The sequence below is a fragment of the Rhodococcus sp. Eu-32 genome (assembly GCF_003336925.1).
Lineage (GTDB): Bacteria > Actinomycetota > Actinomycetes > Mycobacteriales > Mycobacteriaceae > Rhodococcoides > Rhodococcoides kyotonensis_B.
In genome coordinates this window covers 123,727-146,154 of the sequence record NZ_QGNK01000003.1, presented here as the reverse complement: position 1 = coordinate 146,154, position 22,428 = coordinate 123,727, and the positions used below count along the sequence as shown (strand labels likewise).

Sequence of the window (22,428 nt, the reverse complement as noted above, 5' to 3'; positions counted from 1 at the left end):
AGTAGTTCGAGTGTTCATGTGTTTCGAGCCCGTGCAAGGAGACGTAGTGCGAATGGGGCAGCGGCCGGGCGGCCACGGATTCGCAGGCGGCCCTAGCCACCCCGAGGACGACGCACACGGTGCGGACGCCCCGTCTCAGACCACCGGAGATAAGTCCGCGACCAAGCGGGCGATCGATCTGGTGTTGGCGTACGTCGCGCTGACCAAGCCGCGGGTCATCGAGCTTCTTCTCGTCACGACGATCCCGGCCATGCTGCTCGCCGACCGTGGACACGTGCAGCCGTGGCTGATCCTGACGACGTTGTTCGGTGGAATGATGGCAGCCGCCAGCGCCAACTGCCTCAACATGGTGGCCGACGCGGACATCGACAAGGTCATGGCCAGAACGGCGAAGCGTCCGCTCGCACGCGGCGCGATGCCGGTGTCGCACGCGTTCGTCTTCGGCGTGACACTGGGCATCGTCTCGTTCTTCTGGCTGTGGGCGACGACCAACCTGCTCAGCGGCATCCTCGCCGTCGTCACCATCTGCTTCTACATCTTCGTCTACACGCTCGTCCTCAAGCGGCGGACGTCGCAGAACGTCGTCTGGGGCGGTGCCGCCGGCTGCATGCCCGTGATGATCGGCTGGTCGGCCGTCACCGGGACGATCGGCTGGCAGGCGATCGTCATGTTCCTGGTCATCTTCCTGTGGACGCCGCCGCACACATGGGCGCTGATGCTGCGCTACAAGGAGGACTACCAGGCCGCCAACGTGCCGATGTTGCCTGCGGTCGCGTCGGAGACCAAGGTCACCAAGCACATCGTGATCTACGCCTGGGCCACGGTTCTGGCGACGTTCGCGTTGGCCCCCGGATCCGGCGTCATCTATGCGGTGGTCGCACTGGCGGCGGGCGTGTGGTTCCTCGTCGTCGCGCACCGGTTGTACGCGGGCGTTCGCGGCGGCACACCGGTCAAGCCGCTCAAGCTCTTCATTCTGTCGAACGAGTACCTGGCGCTGGTGTTCTGCGGACTCGCGGTCGACTCGGTCATCGGCTGGGACACGCTCGCACAGCTGTTCTCCTGACGCGCATGTGAGCAGAAATGCGTACCCCGGTACGCATTTCTGCTCACGGGGCGCGCAGCGCCCTCCACGCGTGCACGAGGTTACGAGCGGTATTGTCGTGCAATGGCTACCGATTCTGAGAAGACGCTCGAAGACATTTCGGATCAGGCTGAGGACGCGCCCCAGACGGAGGTGCCCGCGGGCGCACTGAAGGCGGTGCTTGAGTTCGTCGGCGAGCACGGGGGATCCGGACACGTCGTCGTTCAGCCGATCGGCCGCGCAGGCACCCGGGTGACCCTCGTAGGCGCCGACGGCGTGTTGGGGGATCAGGTCGTCGCGAACGACGAGATCGCCCGGGCGCTCGTCGATCAGGTGGACAGTCTCAGCGAGTCGGAATGGGACCGTGACCTCGTCAGTTCGGTCAATCCGGCCCCGGGGCACTACCGCCGGATGGCGGGATGGGTTGCGCGCCAGACCCGCTTCCCGAAGGCGCGTAACGCAGCGCTCGAGAAGTAATCCGAACCCGCGAAATTTTCCCCGAAACCGGGGAACCGAATGTTTCCGGATCGCGTCGAATATGAGTGGAGAGGTAGTCGGTCGTCTGAGGGGGAGACCGGCTGCCTCTCCCCTCGTGAGGTCTGACTTCCAGCTCTAGATCGCTGCGCTGTCCACCAGCTCGTCGGCGGGAGTACGAGCCCGGCATGCCGCCCACACGGCCGCGGTTGCTGCGGTGCAGGCGCCCGCTCCGGCCACGTGCACGGCCACCAGTGCGGCGGGCACGTCCGTGAAGTACTGGACGACACCGACGAGGGCTTGGGCGACGACGGTCGCGATGAGCACCCAGAGGCGCTTCTTGACCGTGTCGGAGGCTCGCACGGCGTACAGCGCGAATCCGAGTCCGACCAGAAGGGCGAGGTAGGCAACGAGCAGCTGCGCATGCAGGTGCACCAGCGTGACGATCTCGATCTCGAGACGCGGAACCGGCTCGTCGATGCTCTTGTCGCCGGCGTGCGGGCCTGCGCCGGTCACCATCGTGCCCGCGACGAGCACGGCTGCGAGCACGATGCCGGACAATCCGGCGAGCATGCGCAGAGGCTCGGGCACGGTTCGCGTGGACACGACGTTCTCGTCGGGTTCGGCGACCTTGAAGTACAACAACGTGGCCAGCCACACCATCGCCATCGAGACCACCAGGTGGATGGCGACGGTCCACCACAGCAGACCGGTGAGAACGGTGAATCCGCCGATGATCGCCTGCACGACGGTTCCGAGCGGCATCAGCCACGCGAAGAGAAGTACGTTGCGACGACGACGCGCCCGCGTCACGGCGAGGACGATCGCTGCAGCGGCGAGCACGACGACGAACGTCAGAAGCCGATTGCCGAACTCGACTGCCTGGTGCAGCACCGGCACTTCCGACACACCGACCGGCGTGAAACTGCCGGGGAAGCATTGCGGCCACGTCGGGCATCCGAGTCCGGACGCCGTGACGCGCACGATCGCGCCGGTCACGGCGATGCCGCCCTGGGTCAAGATGACGATGAACGCCAGGATCTTCTGCACTCGAAGCGAGGGCAGCGGAAGGCGGTCGACGACGCTCAGAAACGCTCGATACAGCACGTGGTGATCGTAGTGGTCGATCAACTACAGGCTGTCGTTGACCCCGGTCAGACGAACTTGAACAGCCGAACGGCCAGCCAGGAACAGACGACCGTCCAGCCGGCGAGCACGGCGACGCCGAACCAGTCCCACGAACCGGACACCGCGTTGCCGAGTGCTTCCGCGAGGGCTCCGGACGGGACGAACCGCGCGATGGTGTGCAGCGCGACCGGCAGGTCGTCGCTCAGCACGACGAGCGAGCCGATTCCGAGCATCACGAACCAGAGGATGTTGGCGAGCGCGAGCACGATCTCCGCGCGCAGAGTTCCGCCGAGCAGCAGACCCATCGTCGCGAACGTGACGGTCCCGAGGGCGATGATCACCGCGCCGAGTACCAGTCCGCCTGCGCCGGGGCGCCACCCCAGCAACGCCCCGATGGCGCCGAGCAGTACCGACTGCAGGACGACGACGAGTACGACGGCTACGGCCTTGCCGCCGATGATGCCCCACTTGGGCAGCGGCGTCGCACCCAGACGTTTCAATGCGCCGTAACGGCGATCGAATCCGACTGCGATGGCCTGTCCGGTGAACGCCGTCGACATGATCGCGACCATCATCACCGCGGGCACGACCTGGTCGACGGGTTCCTTGCCCATCGCACCGAGGGGCAGAAGAGTGAGACCCACGAGCAACGTGATGGGGATGAACATCGTCAGCAGAAGCTGTTCGCCGTTGCGCAGCAACAACTTCAGCTCCAGCATGGACTGCGACGTCAGCATCGTGAGCGGCGAGTTCGGCGACGGGTCGGGTGTGAAGAGTCCCGCGTCGAAACGGTTGTCGCTGCGTGCGTCCTTGCGCACCGTCATCGTCTGAGCTCCCTGCCGGTCAATTCGAGAAACACGTCTTCCAGGCGACGCTGATCCACCTGAAGTTCCGTCGCGAGAACGTTCTGCTGCGCGCACCACGACGTCACCGTCACGAGGATGTCCGGTTCGATGACGCCCTCGATCACGTACGAGCCGGGCGACTCCTCGGACGGTCGATAGCCGACAGGGAGGGCGGCGTCGAGAAGCGAGAGCTCGAGGCCAGGGGGAGCGGTGAAGCGGAGGCGTCCCTCGGCGCCCTGCTTCGTCAGTTCCGATGCCGTGCCCGACGCCACGATACGGCCGTGGTCGACGATGACGAGCTGGTCGGCGAGCTGTTCGGCCTCGTCCATGAGGTGGGTCGTCAGCAGCACGCCGACGCCGTCCCGCCGCAGCGCCTCGACGAGTTCCCAGACCAGCAGACGCGCCTGCGCGTCGAGACCGGCCGTCGGTTCGTCGAGAAAGACCAGTTCGGGCCTACCGACGATGGCGCATGCGAGAGCGAGCCGCTGCTGTTGACCGCCGGACAGCCGTCGATACGGCGTCTTGACCGTGCGGTCCAGGCCGAGACACGTGAGCAGCCAGTCGGGGTCGAGCGGATTCGCGGAGTACGACGCGACCAGGTGCAACATCTCGCCGGCCTTGGCGCCCGGGTAGGCGCCGCCTCCCTGCAACATGACACCGATGCGGGGGCGTAGCTGCGCCGATTGCGTGATCGGGTCGAGGCCGAGTACTCGGACGGTTCCCGAATCAGGGGTGACGAATCCTTCGCACATCTCGACGGTGGTCGTCTTGCCTGCTCCGTTGGGTCCGAGCAGAGCGAGCACCTGACCACGTTCGACGGTGATGTCGAGTCCGTCGACGGCCAGAAGTCCGTTGTACGACTTCCGCACATCGGTCAGTTGTACGGCAGGTTGCGTCGAGGAGTTCGACGAGCGCACGATCACGAGGAACCAGCGTATTCCCCTGCCGATGTCCGGCGTGTCTGCGGTCCGACCTCGGACCGCCACGGCAGCGTCGAGCGGGTCAGGAGATACAGGACGCCGATGGTCAGGATGGTCATGACGGCTGCCTGGACGATCTGGAACGGCAGATACTCGCTGCCGTTCGGCATGAGGATGACGCTGACGATCGTCGAGAAGACGATCGCAGGAACACGGAACGCAGGCCGTGTCGCCCACGCCGCGAGCGGAATGACCGCCCACAGCAGGTACCACGGCTGGACCACCGGGAACAGCAGTACGAGCGCGCCGAGCGAGACGCCGAGCGCGCCGACCGGGTGCAACCGTCCCTTCAGGACCGCGACAAGCATCCTGATCGCGACGAAGCCTGCGACGACCGACGCGATCGGCCGTGTGAGACTCAGCACAGCCGTCGTGTGGTCGCCGAGGCCGAGGAGCACGCCGACGAACCCGGTGCCGACGCCCAGAATGGTCGGGATCGACATCCAGCTGCGCACGACGCTCGCGGTCCCGAGGGTGTGCACCCACCCGAAGCCGAGGCCGCTCGCGAGACTGACCCCGACGTGCACGATCACCGCCACGACACCGAGCAGCGCTGCCGCCGAGACGACGGCTTTGACCGTTCCGCCCCATCGTCGGGCGAGTGCCATTCCGACGAACCCGAGCGCGAGCAGCGACGGGATCTTCACCGTCGACGACAGGGCGATCAGCGCCGCGCCGGACAGCAGAAGAGCCAACGACGTGTTCCTGATGGGCGACGCGGATTCGATGGCGCGCAACGCGAGCTCGGTACCGGCGAGCATCAGTCCGATCATCAGGGCTTCGTTGTGAATGCCTGCCACCAGGTGGAAGAGCAGCAGGGGGTTGGCGGCACCGAGCCACAACGCGCTGACCGCGGCGACACCGCAGCGCCGAGCGAGGCGAGGTAGCGCCCAGACGATCAACGCGACACCGACGAGGGCCAGCAACCGATGGAGGAAGATGCCCGCGACGATGTTCTCGCCCGTCAGCCACGTGATGCCGCGGCCGATCCAGAGGAAGAACGGGCCGTACGGCGCAGGCGTGTCTCGCCAGATGTTGGGAACGGTCCGCGTCAGGACGTTGTCGACGCCGAGCGCCCCTGCAGGCCCGATCTCGTAGGGATCGAGGCCGCGCGCGGTGATCTCGCTCTGGGCGAGGTAGGAGTAGACGTCGCGGGAGAACATCGGCGGTGCGACGCACAGCGGAAGGATCCACAGCAGCAGGGTGCGATCGAGTTGGGAACGCGTCATTCGTCGGGGGACCGATCCGTCGCGCAGACGCCCGACGGCGAAGCGGCCGAGCAACAGCCATGCCAACACGACGATGACGGTTCCGGTCATGGTGATCGTCAGAGCCGAGCTCGCCATGCGCGACGGCAGGCTCAGCACCCGGACGCCGGCGACCGGATTCTGCAGGACCGGTTGCGCTCCTGCGCCGAGCGCGCCGACGGCCATGAGAATCGCGCCTGCCGCGCCGAACCGTCGTATCGCCCGTAGCTGCGACGTTTCCGACGCGTTCAGACCGGGCGCCTCGGGCTCGTCACCGTGCAGCGCAGCCACACTCGCCGACGACGGGTGGCGTGTGTCGAGGCCGACGAGTCGCCGCGCCGAGTGGACTACCGTGCGCGGGAGTTGCCCGAGGCGTCGTCCGGGATGATCGGTCGGGGTGACCGAGGAGTCCGCGAAGTTCTCGTCGTCGGCGGTCTGTGGCACGTGTGAAGCGTAACCGTGCGGGCCACACGCGCGGTCGGTCCGGTCCGAGGGCGCCCGAACAACGGGTGGACGACGGATATTCCCTGGTGCCGACGGTCGGTGAAGAAGGGCACCCTTGGTGGACCGGTGCGGGTAATTCCGTCACACTGGTGTTGTGAAAACATCCGTCAGTCGCACGCGCGCCGCCGAGAACAGCCGTTCTCGTGCCGACGTGTCCGCGTCCGAGCAGGCTGTCGTCACGTCGAGTTCGCCGTCGTCGGTAGCCGCGCCCGTCGGTCACGAGGGGCAGACGCGGAACGCCGTCGTCACATTACTGCTCGAAGAAGGACCGATCACGGCGTCGGACATCGGGTCGCGGCTCGGTCTGAGCGCGGCAGGGGTCAGGCGCCACCTCGACGCACTCATCGAGACCGGTGAAGCGCGCGTCGCATCCTCGGCAGCCGTTCGGCATCGGGGCCGCGGTCGCCCGGCGAAGCACTTCCAGCTGACGGCCGTCGGACGGAACAGGCTGGGCCACACGTACGACGACCTGGCCGGTGCCGCGATGCGTCAGCTGCGCAAGATCGGTGGCGACGCCGCGATCGAGACGTTCGCCCGGCAACGCGTCGACGCCATCGTCGCCGACGTCGAGCCCGCGGCAGGTGAACGTGCAGTCGACGTCACCGAGGCAGCGGACCGGATCGCCGACGCGTTCACCGCCGCCGGTTTCGCCGCGTCCACCCGAAAGGTGGGCAACGGGGTGCAGATCTGCCAGCACCACTGCCCGGTCTCGCACGTGGCATCGGAGTTTCCGGAGCTGTGCGACGCCGAACGTCGTGCATTCTCCGAACTGCTCGGCACGCACGTCCAACGACTCGCGACCATCGCCAACGGCGATTGCGCATGCACCACCCACGTTCCACTGAACACCCCGCACGTTCGTTCCACCCCCTCCAGAACATCCGGCGCACAGCCCAGCGCCGGAGAACGTACAAGCCTCCGGAAGGAGCTCGCATGACCGTCTCACCAGACCAGGTGACCCCAGCTGCGCCCGCAGCCCCGCTGACGCAGGACGAGACCATTGCGTCACTCGGTAACTACGGATACGGATGGGCGGATTCGGACGTCGCCGGGGCAAGCGCTCAGCGCGGACTGTCCGAAGCGGTGGTTCGCGACATCTCGGCCAAGAAGAACGAGCCCGAGTGGATGCTCGAGGCCCGGCTGAAGGCCCTCAAGACCTTCGATCGCAAGCCGATGCCCTCGTGGGGTTCCGACCTCGACGGAATCGACTTCGACAACATCAAGTACTTCGTCCGCTCCAGCGAGAAGCAGGCGGCGACGTGGGACGATCTGCCGTCGGACATCAAGAACACCTACGACAAGCTCGGCATCCCCGAGGCCGAAAAGCAGCGCCTCGTGTCGGGCGTCGCGGCACAGTACGAGTCCGAGGTCGTCTACCACTCCATCCGTGAGGATCTCGAAGCTCAGGGTGTGCTGTTCCTCGACACCGACACCGCTCTGAAGGAGCAGCCGGAGCTGTTCCGCGAGTACTTCGGAACCGTCATTCCCGCCGGTGACAACAAGTTCTCGGCGCTCAACACGGCCGTGTGGTCGGGTGGCTCGTTCATCTACGTGCCGCCGGGCGTCCACGTCGACATCCCGCTGCAGGCGTACTTCCGCATCAACACCGAGAACATGGGTCAGTTCGAGCGCACGCTGATCATCGTCGACGAGGGTGCGTACGTGCACTACGTCGAGGGATGCACCGCGCCGATCTACAAGTCGGACTCGCTGCACTCCGCCGTCGTCGAGATCATCGTCAAGAAGGGTGGTCGCTGCCGCTACACGACCATCCAGAACTGGTCGAACAACGTCTACAACCTCGTCACCAAGCGCGCCAAGGCAGAAGCAGGCGCGACGATGGAGTGGATCGACGGCAACATCGGTTCCAAGGTCACGATGAAGTACCCGGCCGTCTGGATGACGGGCGAGCACGCCAAGGGTGAGGTTCTGTCGGTGGCATTCGCCGGTCCGGACCAGCACCAGGACACCGGGTCGAAGATGCTGCACCTCGCGCCGCACACGTCGTCGAACATCGTCAGCAAGTCCGTCGCACGCGGTGGTGGACGCACGTCCTACCGCGGTCTGATCCAGATCAACAAGGGCGCACACGGCTCGCGTTCGACGGTCAAGTGCGACGCACTGCTCGTCGACACGATCTCCCGCTCGGACACCTACCCGTACGTCGACATCCGTGAGGACGACGTCTCGATGGGACACGAGGCGACGGTCTCGAAGGTCAGCGACGATCAGCTCTTCTACCTGATGAGCCGCGGCCTCACCGAGGACGAGGCGATGGCGATGGTCGTTCGCGGATTCGTCGAGCCGATCGCTCGCGAGCTCCCCATGGAATACGCGCTCGAGCTCAACCGGCTCATCGAGCTTCAGATGGAAGGATCGGTCGGTTAAGTGACCAACCCCGCAACAGGCGCGCAGGGTCCCCTCACGGGAGTACAGGGCGCAGTGGCGTCCGAGAACCCCGGCGCGAAGGAAGACAAGTCGAAGCTGGTCGCCAACAAGGGCGCTCAGTTCACCTCCTACGACGTGAACGCGTTCGAGGTGCCGTCGGGACGTGACGAGCTGTGGCGGTTCACGCCTCTGCGTCGACTCCGTGGCCTGCACGACGGTTCCGCCGTCGCCACCGCCGGCTCCGACATCGCGGTCACCGCGGTGGACGGCGTCACCGTCGAGAAGGTCGGTCGCGACGACGACCGTCTCGGCGTTGCCGGCGTTCCCGCCGATCGTATTGCGGCGCAAGCGTTTTCGTCGTTCGCTGATGCGACTGTCGTGACCGTGGCGCGCGAGCAGGAGATCGCCGAGCCGATCGACGTCACCGTCACCGGCCCCGGTGCCGACGCGATCGCATTCGGTCACCTGCAGATTCGGCTCGAACCGTTCGCGAAGGCAACCGTCGTCGTCGACCAGGTCGGCAGCGGCACGTATGCCGAGAACATCGAGTTCGTCGTCGGCGACAGCGCGCAGCTCACCGTGGTGCTGCTGCAGAGTTGGCAGCAGGACGCCGTCCACGTCGCGGCACATCACGCTCGGCTCGGGCGCGATGCGGTGTTGCGGCACTTCAACGTCAGCCTGGGTGGCGATCTGGTTCGCGTCAGCCCGACGGTGCACTACGACGCACCCGGTGGCGACGCCGAACTGCTCGGCCTCTACTTCGCCGACGCCGGCCAGCACCTCGAGCAGCGACTGCTGGTCGACCACACGGCGCCGAAGTGCAAGTCCAACGTTCTCTACAAGGGTGCGCTGCAGGGCGAGACCGGTCCGGGCAAGCAGGACGCGCACACTGTCTGGATCGGCGACGTGCTCATTCGCGCCGAGGCCGAGGACACCAGCACCTTCGAGTTCAACCGGAACCTCGTTCTGACGGACGGTGCGCGCGCCGATTCGGTGCCGAACCTCGAGATCGAGACCGGCGAGATCCTCGGTGCAGGACACGCCAGTGCAACGGGACGATTCGACGACGAGCAGCTGTTCTATCTGCGCGCTCGCGGTATCTCCGAGGACGCAGCCCGACGTCTGATCGTCCGCGGCTTCTTCCACGAGATCATCGAACGCATTCCGGTGCCCGCCGTGCGCGAGCGTCTCGACGCCGCCATCGAGATCGAACTCGCCGTCACCGGCGCCTGAGCCCACCTCTCACACTTCGAAGGAACTACAGATGTCCACGCTCGAAATCCGCGACCTGCACGTCAGCGTCGCACAGTCGGACCCGACCGCCCCGTCCATCGACATCCTCAAGGGCGTCGATCTGACCGTGAAGTCCGGCGAGACCCACGCGATCATGGGTCCGAACGGATCCGGCAAGTCGACGCTGTCGTACGCGATCGCCGGCCACCCCAAGTACACCGTGACGTCGGGCAGCATCACCCTCGACGGTGAAGACGTGCTCGAGATGTCCGTCGACGAGCGGGCCCGCGCAGGACTCTTCCTGGCGATGCAGTACCCGGTCGAGGTGCCCGGCGTCTCGATGTCGAACTTCCTGCGCACCGCAGCAACCGCGGTCCGCGGCGAGGCGCCGAAGCTGCGTCACTGGGTCAAGGAAGTCAAGGCCGCCATGGGCGAACTCGAGATCAAGGAAGAGTTCGCCGAGCGAAGCGTCAACGAAGGCTTCTCCGGTGGCGAGAAGAAGCGCCACGAGATCCTGCAGCTCGGTCTGCTCAAGCCGAAGATCGCGATCCTCGACGAGACCGACTCCGGCCTGGACGTCGACGCGCTGCGCGTCGTGTCCGAGGGCGTCAACACCTACCGGGAGCGCGAGGACGGCGGCGTTCTGCTGATCACGCACTACACGCGAATCCTGCGCTACATCAAGCCCGATTTCGTGCATGTGTTCGTGGGCGGCAAGGTCGTCCAGTCGGGCGGCGCCGAGCTGGCCGACGAGCTCGAGACGAACGGATACGCAGGATTCACGCAGACCGCGACATTGTGAGGACGGAGGCACCGGTGGCTTCGAAGGACGATGCGTTCGACGTCGACACGATTCGCGCCGACTTTCCGATCCTCGGGCGAACCGTCCGCGACGACAAGCCGTTGGTGTACCTCGATTCCGGCGCGACATCGCAGCGTCCGGTACAGGTGCTCGACGCCGAACGTGACTTCCTGGTGACGTGCAACGCCGCGGTTCACCGCGGCGCGCATCAGCTGGCCGAAGAGGCGACCGACGCGTACGAAGGTGCCCGCGCGGCCATCGCGTCGTTCGTCGGCGCCGACGTGAACGAGTTGGTGTTCACCAAGAACGCCACCGAGTCGTTGAATCTCGTCACGCATGTGTTCGGAGACGATCGGTTCGAGCACCGGGTCGGTCCCGGTGACGAGATCGTGATCACCGAACTCGAGCACCACGCCAACCTCGTTCCGTGGCAGGAACTCGCACGTCGAACGGGTGCCACATTGCGCTGGTACGGCGTTACCGACGACGGACGCATCGATCTCGATTCGCTCGAGCTGACCGACGCCGTCAAGGTCGTCGCGTTCACTCACCAGTCGAACGTGACCGGTGCCGTCGCACCGGTGGCCGAACTGGTTCGCCGTGCTCGAGCCGTCGGCGCGCTCGTCGTGCTCGACGCGTGCCAGTCGGTTCCGCACATGACCGTCGACTTCCATGCACTCGACGTCGACTACGCGGCGTTCTCCGGGCACAAGATGCTCGGCCCGTCCGGCGTCGGCGTCCTGTACGGCAAGGCAGCCCTGCTCGACGCGATGCCGCCGTTCATCACCGGCGGGTCGATGATCGAGACCGTGACGATGGAGAAGACCACGTACGCGCCGCCGCCGCAGCGTTTCGAGGCCGGCGTGCCGATGACGTCGCAGGTCGTCGGTCTCGGTGCCGCGGTCGACTACCTCGGCAAGATCGGTATGTCACGCATCGCCGGTCACGAGCACAGCCTGGTCGGCGCGACCTTGGAGCGGTTCGCCGCACTCGACGGGGTACGGGTCGTCGGCCCGACGGACAACGTCGATCGGGGTTCGGCCATCTCGTTCGTCGTCGACGGAATCCACGCGCACGACCTCGGTCAGATTCTCGACGACGAGGGCGTCGCCATCCGCGTCGGACATCACTGCGCGTGGCCACTGCATCGTCGATACGGGGTCGCGGCCACCGCCAGGGCGTCGTTCGCGCTGTACAACACGCTCGACGAAGTCGATGCCCTGGTCGCCGCCATCGAGCGAGCGCAGAGGTTCTTCGGAACCGGTGAGGTGGCCTGAGATGCGAATGGAACAGATGTACCAGGACGTGATCCTGGACCACTACAAACACCCGCACGGCCGCGGCCTACGTGAGCCGTTCGGTGCCGAGGTGCATCACGTCAACCCGACGTGCGGTGACGAGGTCACTCTCCGCGTGCACATCGACGACGCGGGCACCGTCGCGGACGTGTCCTACGACGGTCAGGGCTGTTCCATCAGCCAGGCAGCGACGTCCGTCCTCACCGATCAGGTCGTCGGATTGGCGGTCCCCGAGGCTCTGCGCATCGTCGACGCGTTCGGCGAGATGGTCGGAAGCCGGGGTAGCGTCGAGGGTGACGAGGACGTCCTGGGCGACGGAATCGCCTTCGCCGGAGTGTCGAAGTACCCCGCACGCGTCAAGTGCGCGCTGCTCGGGTGGATGGCTTTCAAGGACGCGGTTGTTCGAATAGTAGAAGAAGCTCCCGCTCGATCCGGAGGACAGGCATGACCGAACCACAAGCACCCGAGACAGCAGCAGAGGACACGACCGCCGCTGCTCCGCTCACCCCCGAAGAGATCAAGGTTCTCGAGGACCTCGAAGAAGCCATGCGCGACGTCGTCGACCCCGAGCTCGGTATCAACGTCGTCGACCTGGGCCTCGTCTACGACATCAAGGTCGACGACGAAGAGATCGTCACGATCGACATGACGCTGACGTCGGCTGCGTGCCCGCTGACGGACGTCATCGAGGACCAGGCCCGCGGTGCTCTCGTGCGCAGCGGCCTGTGCGCGGATCTGAAGATCAACTGGGTCTGGATGCCGCCGTGGGGCCCGGACAAGATCACCGAGGACGGACGCGAGCAGCTCCGCGCACTCGGCTTCACCGTTTAGCGATCGAAACGCTTCACCTCAGCACGAGAAACGCTCCGCGTCGGAAACATGACGCGGAGCGTTCTTCGTTCTGCCACTACGTTCTGCTCAGGCGCCCTTGCGCGTCTCGCTCGTGCCACCGGACGACTTCTTGGCGGCAGTTTTCTTCGCTGCCGTCTTCTTGGCGGGGGCCTTCTTCGCGGGTGTCTTCTTCGCCGCTGCCTTCTTGGCGGGTGGCTTCTTCGCGGCGGACTTCCCGGACGATTCCGTGGACGAACTCTTGGCGTTCCGGCCCGCGGCCTCGACACTGCGCTGCAGTGCCGCGACCAGGTCGACCACCTCGGCGTCCTCGCCGTCGTCGGACGTCTCTTCCTCGGTGTGGATGACCTTTTCACCACCGTTCGCGATGGTGTCGTCGAGCAGCTTGCGCAGTTCGATCTGGTAATCGTCGGTGAACTCGGTCGGATCGAAGTCCGACGACATGCTCTCCACCAGCGACGTCGCCATCTTCACTTCCTGCGGACGTGCCTCCGGTGCGTCGTCGAGCGACGGGAACTCCGCTGCACGCACCTCGTCGGGCCACAGAAGAGTTTGAATGACCAGCGTCTCGTCGCGGACGCGCAGCGCGGCGAGCCTGGTCTTCTGGCGCAGCGTGAAGTGCACGAGCGCGGTCCGTTCGGTTTCGAGAAGGGTCTGCCTCAGCAGCACGTAGGCCTTCGGCGACGTCGAATCGGGCTCGAGAAAGTAGCTCTTGTCGTAGAGAATCGGATCGATCTGATCGGTCGGAACGAATTCGAGCACCGGTATCTCGTGCTTCTCCGCTGCCGGCAGTTTGTCGAAGTCCTCGTCGGTCAGGACGACCCGATCACCGTCGGGGGAGTCGTACGCCTTGTCGATGTCGGCGAACTGCACCGACTTTCCGCATTCGGAGCACACCCGGTCGTACTTGATGCGGCCGCCGTCCTTCGCGTGCACCTGGTGGAACCTGATGTCGTGGGTCTCCGTCGCCGAATAGACCTTCACCGGCACGTTGACGAGTCCGAAGGCGATCGATCCTTTCCAGATGCTACGCATGGGGTTCATGATTCCCGAGAAACGACAGCCGTGTCGAGCGAAGGGGCCGATTCATCTGCCGGCGACCGTTCTCGCGATCGCCAATCGCGCACTCGGGGGCAGCGTCGGAAACATGCGCATCATGGCGCCCAGCGTGCCGCGCAGGTCGTTTCCGCCCGACAGATAGGCCGTCTGAAGGGGTACCGACAACTCGAAGAAACTCGCGAAGAAATCCGGAATCTGACGAGCCTCCAGATTCAGCGCCGTCCGCAGGCCCAGGTTGCGCAGACGTTGAACGGCCCAGATGGACGGCGAATGTTTAGAGCGGCCGCTCGTCACCGTGGCGAGGAATGCATCCGTCGTCGCGAGCGATGCGGCGACGCTGTATCCGGTGGCCGGGTGCATCGACGACGAGCGTGCTCCGAACCGCCGCACCCCGCGATCCGCCCGGTCGCGTGGAGGGGGCTGGACCGCGAATTTCACGCGTTCGACGGCTTCGTCGCCGGTCAGGTCGAGTCCGCGTGTGCTCAGGCGCTGGACAAGCCTGTCGCGCAACACATCCGACGTGAGCGCAGGCGCTCCGACGAGGCACGTCTCCTCGAGCAGGATTCGGTGTTCGTCGAGCGCGACGGCGTAGAGGAAGCTCGGTGTGTCGGCGGGGTCGGATCCGTTGTCGGACCGCCAGTCCATGAACCAGGCGCCCTCACCTTCGAGCAGTTTCTCGCCCACATGCCGCTCGACGACGACGCCGTATGCCGTTTGTTCCGCGAGGCCGGCCATTCCGACCGAACCCCGCGCGTCGACGACGGTTCGCCCGTGGATGACTCGTCCGTCTGCGAGCGTCACCTGATGGCAGCGCACGTCGGTCGCGGTGGCTGCGACGACCCTGGCGGGATCCACGACGAGAGCACGCTGCAGCGCCGGCGTGTCCAGGACGCAGTAGGTGCGCTCGATCGCCTGCCTGCGCGTCGTCCATGCCGCCGGCCGCGTGGTGGACGACGCCGCAACGGACAGAGGAAGCCAACTCGGTAGCTCGTCCGCCCACGCGGAATAGGTGGGAGTCCACGTTCGATTCGGATGCGCGTCGATGCCCAGGACGTCGATGCCGGACGCCTCGGCGCGGTGCATCAGAGACCGGCCTGCCGGCCCCATGCCGACGACGACGAGGTCGGCCGATCGCCGGTGCGGTGCGGGCTCGTTCACAGCCCGCCGGTTGCCAGCAGGCCGCCGTCGACGCGAATCGTCTCGCCGGTGATCCACGACGACGCGTCGGACACGAGGAACCCGACCAGCGACGCGACATCCTCGGGAGTCCCGAGCCTCTTCATCGGATACATCGCCGCGGCCTTCTCCTCGCCCGCCGCGACCAGCGCCTCCGCGAACTTGGTCTTCACGACGCCGGGTGCGACGGCGTTGACGCGAATCGACGGGCCGAGCTGCCAGGCGAGTTCTTCGGTCAACCGGATCAGCGCAGCTTTCGACGCACCGTAGGCGGCGATCACACCGGTGGACCGAAGACCTGCCACGCTGGCCAGATTGACGACCGCGCCGCCGTGCTCACCCATCCACTGGCGATAGGCCTCCTGCACGAATCCGAGGGTGGCGACGACGTTGGTGTCGAAGATCTTCTTGACGCCGTCGAGGTCGGCGTCCATCAGCGAGCCGTACACGGGGTTGATGCCGGTGTTGTTGACGAGAATGTCGATCGAGCCGAACTGCTCGATCGTCTGCGTCACCGCGTCACGTCGTGAATCCGCGTCGCCCGCGTTCCCCGGTACGGCGTGCACCCTCGCGGCGTCGCCGGCCTCGGCGCCGAGGTCGCGGGCCGCGTCGGCCAGCGGTTCCGGCTTTCGCGCGGTGATCGTGACCGAGGCGCCGCGGGCGAGCAACTCGGCCGCTATCGCCTTTCCGATGCCTCGACTCGCCCCTGTGACCAGAGCAACTCGTCCGGCAAGGTCCTTCTCGTCTGCTGTGTTCGCGGTGGTCATGCGCCAGACGTTACCGGGGTCACGGACCACAGTGGCGGGAGCACACTCCGGGAGCGGCTAAAATGAGTGGTTGCTCGGGTCACCGTCCGGGCACCATTCGTAGCAAAGCCGATCGCGTCGACGTTCGGACCTGCCCGCTATCGCTAGGAGCTCATGCGTGATCACCGCCACCGACTTGGAAGTTCGTGCCGGTGTCCGCACGTTGCTCTCTGCCCCGGGACCTGCACTGCGCGTCCAGGCAGGGGACAGGATCGGTCTCGTCGGCCGTAACGGTGCAGGCAAGACCACCACGCTCCGGATTCTGGCGGGCGAGGGCGAACCGTACGCAGGCCAGGTCGTGCGTACGGGCGAGCTGGGTTACCTGCCGCAGGATCCGAAAGAGGGAGATCTCGACGTCCTGGCCAAGGACCGGGTGCTCTCCGCTCGCGGCCTGGACATGCTGCTACGCCAGATGGAGAAGCAGCAAGCTCTGATGGCCGAGCTCGTCGACGACAACCGCCTCGACAAGGCCGTGCGCAAGTACAGCTCCCTCGAAGAGCGGTTCGCGTCGCTGGGCGGGTACGAGGCGGAGAGCGAGGCCGCACGCATCTCGAACAGTCTCGGTCTGCCCGACCGCATCCTGGCTCAGCCGTTGCGCACATTGTCGGGTGGTCAGCGTCGTCGCGTGGAATTGGCGCGCATCCTGTTCGCGGCGTCCGACGGTAGCGGCGGTCGATCCACCACCACGTTGCTGCTCGACGAGCCGACGAACCACCTCGACGCCGACTCGATCAACTGGCTTCGTAGCTTCCTGCAGAACCACGAGGGCGGTCTGATCGTGATCAGCCACGACGTCGAACTGCTGGGGGACGTCGTCAACCGCGTTTGGTTCCTCGACGCCGTCCGCGGCGAGGCCGACATCTACAACATGAACTGGAAGAAGTACATCGACGCCCGGGCGACCGACGAGCAGCGTCGACGCCGCGAGCGCGCCAACGCCGAGAAGAAGGCGGGCGCGCTGCGCGCCCAGGCGGCCAAGATGGGCGCCAAGGCGACGAAAGCCGTTGCAGCACAGAACATGGCGAAGCGGGCCGACAAGTTGCTGGCCAACCTCGATGCCGAGCGCGTCTCGGACAAGGTCGCCCACATCCGCTTCCCCGAACCGGCACCGTGCGGCAAGACCCCGCTGATGGCCTCGAACCTGACGAAGATGTACGGATCGCTCGAGATCTTCGCCGGTGTCGACCTCGCCATCGACCGCGGCAGCCGCGTCGTCGTGCTCGGACTGAACGGTGCGGGCAAGACGACGCTCCTGCGCATCCTGGCCGGGTCGGAGAAATCCGATTCCGGTCAGCTCGAACCCGGCCACGGTCTACGCGTCGGGTACTTCGCGCAGGAGCACGACACCCTCGACGACAACGCGTCGGTGTGGGAGAACATCCGACACGCGGCGCCGGACACGGGGGAGCAGGAGCTCAGGTCGCTGATGGGTGCGTTCATGTTCACCGGCCCGCAGTTGGAGCAGCCCGCAGGCACGCTGTCCGGTGGTGAGAAGACTCGCCTCGCCCTGGCGGGTCTGGTGTCGTCGGCCGCCAACGTGCTGCTGCTCGACGAGCCCACCAACAACCTCGATCCGATCTCGCGAGAGCAGGTTCTCGACGCGCTGCGCAGCTACAAGGGTGCCGTCGTCCTCGTCACGCACGACCCGGGTGCAGCCGAGGCGCTTTCGCCCGAGCGTGTGATTCTGCTGCCCGACGGTACCGAGGATCACTGGTCTCAGGACTACCTGGAGCTCATTCAGCTGGCCTGACCGGTCGCCGCGGACGATTCGGCTGTTCTCCGATGGCGTCCGGTGACCTCCTCTACCCTGAAGTCACGGGGGGTTTTCGGTGAGTGAGGTTCGCTGACTGGAGGACGCCATGGGCCGCGCACAACCACGAGGGACCATCCCGAACGGTGATCCACGTGCGGGAGCTGTGTCCGCGGTCGGTGCCGAGTACGCGAAAGGCACTCGTATCACCGGAGATTCGCGTGATCGGCTGCGGGCGATGCTCGTGGACCGGTACGCGTCGGGTGCGAGCATACGATCACTCGCCGAGCAGACCGGTCGCTCCTACGGATTCGTGCACAAGGTGTTGGCCGAGTCGGACACACCGCTGCGTACGCGCGGTGGTCCGAACCGACGCAAGTCCGCGCGGCCAAACTAATTGTTCGTGTCCGACTTCCGCACGGACTCCTCGACGAGATCGAGAACTGCGGACAGGTTGCTGCCGTTCTGTCCCGACGCGATGCGCGCGACGAGGCCGTCCAGCACCAGATCCAGATATTCGAGCACCACATCCTTCGGGACGTCGTCGCGTAGACGGCCCGCGGTCTTCTGCCGCTCGAGGCGGGCGAGAGTCGCATCGGTGAGTTCGGCCGACTGTTCCGACCAGCTCTCCCGGAACTCGCGGTCGGTCCTCAGTCGGCGCGCGATCTCCAACCTGGTTCCGAGCCACTCGAACCGATCGGGCTCGGCGAGCATGTCTCTCATGACCTGGACGAGACCCTGGTTCGCCGCGACCTCGGCCATGCGTCGGGCATCCTCCTGCGCAAGCGCGAGGAACAGGCCGTCCTTGTCCTTGAAATGGTGGAAGATCGCCCCTCGCGACAGCCCGGTGGCCTCTTCCAAGCGCCGTACCGTCGCGCCTTCGTAGCCGAACTCGCCGAAGCATCGTCGGGCGCCGTCGAGTATCTCGCTTCGTCTGGCGGCCAACTGATCTTCACTGACCTTGGGCACTTTGTCGTTCCTACTCTCGATGAAATCTCCGCCGAACGGCGATGGACCCGGAAGAAGCCACTTCCGGGTCCATCGCCGTGACGGAGCAGATCACTACTGCGGTCGAGGAACCGATCAGCCGCGAATCATGTTGCGCAGCACGTACTGCAGGATGCCACCGTTGCGGTAGTAGTCCGCCTCACCGGGGGTATCGATGCGCACGACGGCGTCGAACTCGATCTTGGTGCCGTCTTCCTTCGTGGCGGTCACGGCCATCGTCTTCGGCGTGACGCCCTCGTTCAGCTTCTCGATGCCGACGATGTCGAACGTCTCGGTGCCGTCGAGCTTCAGCGACGCGGCGCTCTCACCGGCCGGGAACTGAAGCGGGACGACGCCCATGCCGATGAGGTTCGAGCGGTGGATGCGCTCGAACGACTCGGTGATGACGGCCTTGACGCCGAGCAGACGGGTGCCCTTGGCGGCCCAGTCACGCGACGATCCCGAGCCGTACTCCTTGCCACCCAGCACGACGAGCGGGATGCCCGCTGCCTGGTAGTTCTGCGACGCGTCGTAGATGAACGCCTGCGGGCCGCCGTCCTGCGTGAAGTCGCGGGTGTAACCGCCCGAGACGTCGTCGAGGAGCTGGTTGCGCAGACGGATGTTCGCGAACGTTCCGCGAATCATCACCTCGTGGTTACCGCGACGCGAGCCGAGGGAGTTGTAGTCCTTGCGCTCGACGCCGTGCGCGTCGAGGTACTGCGCGGCCGGGGTACCGGACTTGATCGGGCCTGCCGGGCTGATGTGGTCGGTGGTGACCGAGTCGCCGAGCAGTGCCAGAACGCGTGCACCCTTGATGTCCTCGACGGGGGCCGGGTCCATCGTCATGCCGTCGAAGTACGGAGCCTTGCGGACGTACGTCGAGTTCTCGTCCCACGCGAAGGTGTCGCCCTCGGGCGTCTCGAGGTTCTGCCAACGGCTGTCGCCGGCGAAGATCGTCTCGTAGGACTTGCTGAACATGTCCCGACTGATCGCGGACTGGATGGTCTCCTCGATCTCCTGCGAGGACGGCCAGATGTCCTTCAGGTAGACGGGGTTGCCGTCCTGATCCGTTCCGAGCGAGTCGCTCTCGAAGTCGAAGTCCATGGTTCCGGCGAGACCGTACGCGATGACCAACGGCGGCGAAGCCAGGTAGTTCATCTTGACGTCGGGGGAGATGCGACCCTCGAAGTTACGGTTTCCGGAGAGAACCGCGGTGACGGACAGGTCGTTGTCGTTGATCGCCTTGGAGATCGGCTCGAGCAGCGGTCCGGTGTTGCCGATGCACGTGGTGCATCCGTAGCCGCCGAGGTAGTAGCCGAGCTTCTCGAGGTACGGCCACAGGCCGGCCTTCTCGTAGTAGTCGGTGACGACCTGCGAACCCGGAGCCATGTTGGTCTTGACCCACGGCTTGGTCGACAGACCCTTCTCGACGGCGTTGCGTGCGAGCAGCGCAGCTCCGAGCATGACCGACGGGTTGGAGGTGTTGGTGCACGAGGTGATACCCGCGACGACCACGGCGCCGTGATCGAGAACGAACTCTCCGGCCTCGTCGGTGACGACCTTGACCGGCTTGGTCGGGCGACCCTCGGAGCCGTTGGCGGCCGACTGAACGTCGACGGCGCCGTCGTCGGCGAAGGACAACACTGCCGGATCGCTCGCCGGGAACGACTCTTCGACTGCCTCGTCGAGCTGGGTGTGCTCGGCCGGGTAGTTCTCCTCCACGTAGTTGTGGATGTCCTTGCGGAACGCGACCTTGGAGTCCGACAGCAGGATTCGGTCCTGCGGACGCTTCGGGCCTGCGATCGAGGGGACGACAGTGCTGAGGTCGAGCTCGATGTACTCGGAGTACTCGGCTTCGTTGTCCGGGTCGTGCCAGAGGCCCTGCTCCTTGGCGTACGCCTCGACGAGAGCGATCTGCTCGTCGCTGCGGCCGGTGAGGCGCAGGTAGTTGATGGTCTCGTCGTCGATCGGGAAGATCGCTGCGGTGGATCCGAATTCGGGGCTCATGTTGCCCAGCGTCGCGCGGTTGGCCAGAGGAACCTCGGCCACGCCCTTGCCGTAGAACTCGACGAACTTGCCGACCACGCCGTGCTTGCGCAGCATGTCGGTAGCGGTCAGCACGACGTCGGTCGCGGTGACGCCCGGCTGGATCTCACCGGAGAGCTTGAACCCGACGACGCGGGGGATGAGCATCGAGACGGGCTGGCCCAGCATGGCTGCCTCGGCCTCGATACCGCCGACGCCCCAGCCCAGCACGCCGAGGCCGTTGACCATCGTGGTGTGCGAGTCGGTGCCGACGCAGGTGTCGGGGTAGGCCTGGCCCTTGCGGGTCATGACCGTCGGTGCCAGGTACTCGATGTTGACCTGGTGGACGATGCCCATGCCGGGGGGGACGACCTTGAAGTCGTCGAACGCGCCCTGGCCCCAACGCAGGAACTGGTAACGCTCGCCGTTGCGCTCGTACTCGAGATCGACGTTGCGCTCGAGGGCATCGGCCTTGCCGAAGACGTCGAGGATGACCGAGTGGTCGATGACCATGTCGGCGGGCGACAGCGGGTTGACCTTGTTCGGGTCGCCGCCGAGAGTCGTCACAGCTTCGCGCATGGTGGCGAGGTCGACGACACAGGGAACGCCGGTGAAGTCCTGCATGATGACACGTGCAGGGGTGAACTGGATTTCGATGCTGGGGTCCGCGGACGGGTCCCACGACGCGATCGAACGAATGTGGTCGGCGGTGATGTTGGCACCGTCCTCGGTGCGAAGGAGGTTCTCCGCGAGGACCTTCAGCGCGTAGGGCAACTTCTCGGCGCCGGGCAGGGCCGACAGACGGAAGATCTCGTACGAGTTCTCTCCGACTTCGAGGGTGCCCTTTGCACCGAATGAATCATTACTGGCGGTCACTTCAGCTCCACTCGTCTATGAGGCACACCGCCGACGGGGCTGTGTCGACGGTTGAAGCGAGGCGTACGTCGCGGGCCGGTTGGCGCGGGTGAACGTCTCGTTCTCGAGTCTAACAGTACGCTTGTCCGGTTGAAACGAAGGGCAGCCTACATGTTCGTACGGTTGCCGTTCGGGGTCGATTTTCGTGTAGTTGCTGTGGGTTCGCAATGCAGGGCAGCCTCAGTCTCTCCGGCGTGGACCGGCGGGCCGACGACTCGAGGACGCCCCGTGACGCTATGGTCTGTGCGGTGCGGTCGCTTCCGCCCCCGACATTCCTTTCCTAGATCCGACTGGACGAGAGATGCCTGAACCGATCCACGCCATTGCTCCGCTCGCGGCCTTCGTTCCCCTTGCCGCGGACATCCCGCCGGGTGTCGACGTGGATTCGATCGTGGCTGCGGTCGAGGCAACCGGAGTGAGCGCACCTGCTTCCGTCGAAGACGGTTTGCTCGATGCGGTCCAGCGCGCGGAGGACAACGGCATCGATCTGAGCATCGTCGTCGTCGAACAGAACGCGTCGCACGATTCGCAACTCCGAGATCTGGCGACGGCCGTGGGCGCGCAGGACGGCGGCACGGTCCTCGTGCTGAGTCCGGGGCAGGTCGGATCGTTCAGCGATTCCGTCTCGCGCGTCGTGCTGGAAGCCGGACAGGACCGCACGTACACCGGTGACCCCGTCGTGGCGGCGGACAACTTCGTCGACACCCTGACCGGGGACCAGACTCCGTGGGCGCTCATGACCGGCGCCATCGTGGTCGTCGTCGCCGGTGCAGCCGCGGCCACCGCGGTCGCCAAGGTTCGTCGGCACACGTCGGTCGAGCATCGGCCGACCGCCGACCGGTAGCAGCCGTTCACAACAGCGCCCCGACCACGCGGTCGGG

The 22,428-nt window shown here is 65.9% G+C and carries 21 protein-coding genes; 12 read left to right on the top strand and 9 right to left on the bottom strand.

Annotation, left to right across the window (positions count from 1 at the left end):
• Nucleotides 1-46 precede the first annotated feature (46 nt).
• On the top strand, nt 47-1,063 hold the full coding sequence (locus tag DK926_RS05770; protein ID WP_114329535.1) for a heme o synthase: 1,017 nt from the start codon (nt 47-49) through the stop codon (nt 1,061-1,063).
• 102 nt (nt 1,064-1,165) lie between these two features.
• The gene (locus DK926_RS05765) at nt 1,166-1,558 is read left to right on the top strand and encodes a hypothetical protein (RefSeq protein ID WP_114329533.1); all 393 of its coding nucleotides are present in this window, start codon (nt 1,166-1,168) and stop codon (nt 1,556-1,558) included.
• Nucleotides 1,559-1,693: 135 nt separating this feature from the next.
• On the opposite strand, the gene DK926_RS05760 is transcribed toward DK926_RS05765, so the two are convergent.
• The 4 genes from DK926_RS05760 to mptB are packed head-to-tail and all read right to left on the bottom strand — an operon-like array spanning nt 1,694 to nt 6,046.
• On the bottom strand, nt 1,694-2,662 hold the full coding sequence (locus DK926_RS05760) for a heme A synthase (protein ID WP_068425931.1): 969 nt from the start codon (nt 2,660-2,662) through the stop codon (nt 1,694-1,696).
• A gap of 47 nt (nt 2,663-2,709) precedes the next feature.
• A complete protein-coding gene (locus DK926_RS05755; RefSeq protein WP_068424240.1) occupies nt 2,710-3,507 on the bottom strand; it encodes an ABC transporter permease in 798 nt (265 codons plus the stop codon).
• Complete coding sequence (locus DK926_RS05750) at nt 3,504-4,451, bottom strand: ABC transporter ATP-binding protein (RefSeq protein ID WP_114329721.1); 948 nt, start codon at nt 4,449-4,451, stop codon at nt 3,504-3,506. The genes DK926_RS05755 and DK926_RS05750 overlap by 4 nt, the downstream gene beginning before the upstream one ends.
• On the bottom strand, nt 4,448-6,046 hold the full coding sequence (gene mptB, locus DK926_RS05745; protein WP_114329722.1) for a polyprenol phosphomannose-dependent alpha 1,6 mannosyltransferase MptB: 1,599 nt from the start codon (nt 6,044-6,046) through the stop codon (nt 4,448-4,450). The genes DK926_RS05750 and mptB overlap by 4 nt, the downstream gene beginning before the upstream one ends.
• A gap of 466 nt (nt 6,047-6,512) precedes the next feature.
• Between mptB and DK926_RS05740 the strand changes: the two genes are divergently transcribed.
• From DK926_RS05740 to DK926_RS05710, 7 genes are read left to right on the top strand one after another with little or no spacing between them, the layout of a single operon-like run.
• Nucleotides 6,513-7,196 carry a transcriptional regulator gene (locus tag DK926_RS05740; protein ID WP_279387062.1) on the top strand — a complete coding sequence of 228 codons (684 nt, stop codon included), beginning with the start codon at nt 6,513-6,515 and terminating at the stop codon, nt 7,194-7,196.
• Complete coding sequence (gene sufB, locus DK926_RS05735) at nt 7,193-8,647, top strand: Fe-S cluster assembly protein SufB (protein ID WP_068424238.1); 1,455 nt, start codon at nt 7,193-7,195, stop codon at nt 8,645-8,647. The genes DK926_RS05740 and sufB overlap by 4 nt, the downstream gene beginning before the upstream one ends.
• Nucleotides 8,648-9,880: a Fe-S cluster assembly protein SufD gene (gene sufD / locus DK926_RS05730; RefSeq protein ID WP_068424236.1), complete on the top strand. Its 1,233-nt coding sequence runs from the start codon at nt 8,648-8,650 to the stop codon at nt 9,878-9,880. It abuts the gene before it with no gap.
• A gap of 31 nt (nt 9,881-9,911) precedes the next feature.
• Nucleotides 9,912-10,682 carry a Fe-S cluster assembly ATPase SufC gene (gene sufC / locus DK926_RS05725; RefSeq protein WP_114329529.1) on the top strand — a complete coding sequence of 257 codons (771 nt, stop codon included), beginning with the start codon at nt 9,912-9,914 and terminating at the stop codon, nt 10,680-10,682.
• 14 nt (nt 10,683-10,696) lie between these two features.
• On the top strand, nt 10,697-11,959 hold the full coding sequence (locus tag DK926_RS05720) for a cysteine desulfurase (RefSeq protein WP_114329720.1): 1,263 nt from the start codon (nt 10,697-10,699) through the stop codon (nt 11,957-11,959).
• A 1-nt stretch (nt 11,960) separates the two neighbouring features.
• Nucleotides 11,961-12,428, top strand: coding sequence for a Fe-S cluster assembly sulfur transfer protein SufU (sufU, locus tag DK926_RS05715; RefSeq protein ID WP_068424232.1), 468 nt, complete (start codon nt 11,961-11,963; stop codon nt 12,426-12,428).
• Entirely contained in the window at nt 12,425-12,811 is a 387-nt protein-coding gene (locus DK926_RS05710; RefSeq protein WP_068424231.1) for a metal-sulfur cluster assembly factor, read from the top strand. The genes sufU and DK926_RS05710 overlap by 4 nt, the downstream gene beginning before the upstream one ends.
• A gap of 87 nt (nt 12,812-12,898) precedes the next feature.
• On the opposite strand, the gene DK926_RS05705 is transcribed toward DK926_RS05710, so the two are convergent.
• From DK926_RS05705 to DK926_RS05695, 3 genes are read right to left on the bottom strand one after another with little or no spacing between them, the layout of a single operon-like run.
• Nucleotides 12,899-13,864, bottom strand: coding sequence for a Ku protein (locus DK926_RS05705; protein WP_114329527.1), 966 nt, complete (start codon nt 13,862-13,864; stop codon nt 12,899-12,901).
• 51 nt (nt 13,865-13,915) lie between these two features.
• On the bottom strand, nt 13,916-15,046 hold the full coding sequence (locus DK926_RS05700; RefSeq protein ID WP_243636668.1) for a lycopene cyclase family protein: 1,131 nt from the start codon (nt 15,044-15,046) through the stop codon (nt 13,916-13,918).
• Complete coding sequence (locus DK926_RS05695) at nt 15,043-15,831, bottom strand: SDR family oxidoreductase (RefSeq protein ID WP_114329525.1); 789 nt, start codon at nt 15,829-15,831, stop codon at nt 15,043-15,045. Before DK926_RS05695 ends, DK926_RS05700 begins: the two co-directional genes overlap by 4 nt.
• Nucleotides 15,832-15,988: 157 nt before the next feature.
• Here DK926_RS05695 and DK926_RS05690 point away from each other — a divergent pair, with 157 nt between their 5' ends.
• Nucleotides 15,989-17,620, top strand: a complete 1,632-nt coding sequence (locus tag DK926_RS05690; RefSeq protein ID WP_114329523.1) for an ABC-F family ATP-binding cassette domain-containing protein — start codon at nt 15,989-15,991, stop codon at nt 17,618-17,620.
• A 166-nt stretch (nt 17,621-17,786) separates the two neighbouring features.
• Entirely contained in the window at nt 17,787-18,017 is a 231-nt protein-coding gene (locus tag DK926_RS05685; RefSeq protein WP_114329521.1) for a helix-turn-helix domain-containing protein, read from the top strand.
• Here the strand turns inward: DK926_RS05685 and DK926_RS05680 are convergent.
• Nucleotides 18,014-18,589, bottom strand: coding sequence for a TetR/AcrR family transcriptional regulator (locus DK926_RS05680; RefSeq protein WP_068424218.1), 576 nt, complete (start codon nt 18,587-18,589; stop codon nt 18,014-18,016). The two genes, DK926_RS05685 and DK926_RS05680, sit on opposite strands and share 4 nt — an antisense overlap.
• 114 nt (nt 18,590-18,703) lie before the next feature.
• Nucleotides 18,704-21,508, bottom strand: coding sequence for an aconitate hydratase AcnA (gene acnA, locus DK926_RS05675; RefSeq protein WP_068424217.1), 2,805 nt, complete (start codon nt 21,506-21,508; stop codon nt 18,704-18,706).
• A 340-nt stretch (nt 21,509-21,848) separates the two neighbouring features.
• Between acnA and DK926_RS05670 the strand changes: the two genes are divergently transcribed.
• Nucleotides 21,849-22,391, top strand: coding sequence for a DUF6676 family protein (locus tag DK926_RS05670; protein WP_068424215.1), 543 nt, complete (start codon nt 21,849-21,851; stop codon nt 22,389-22,391).
• Nucleotides 22,392-22,428: the final 37 nt, after the last annotated feature.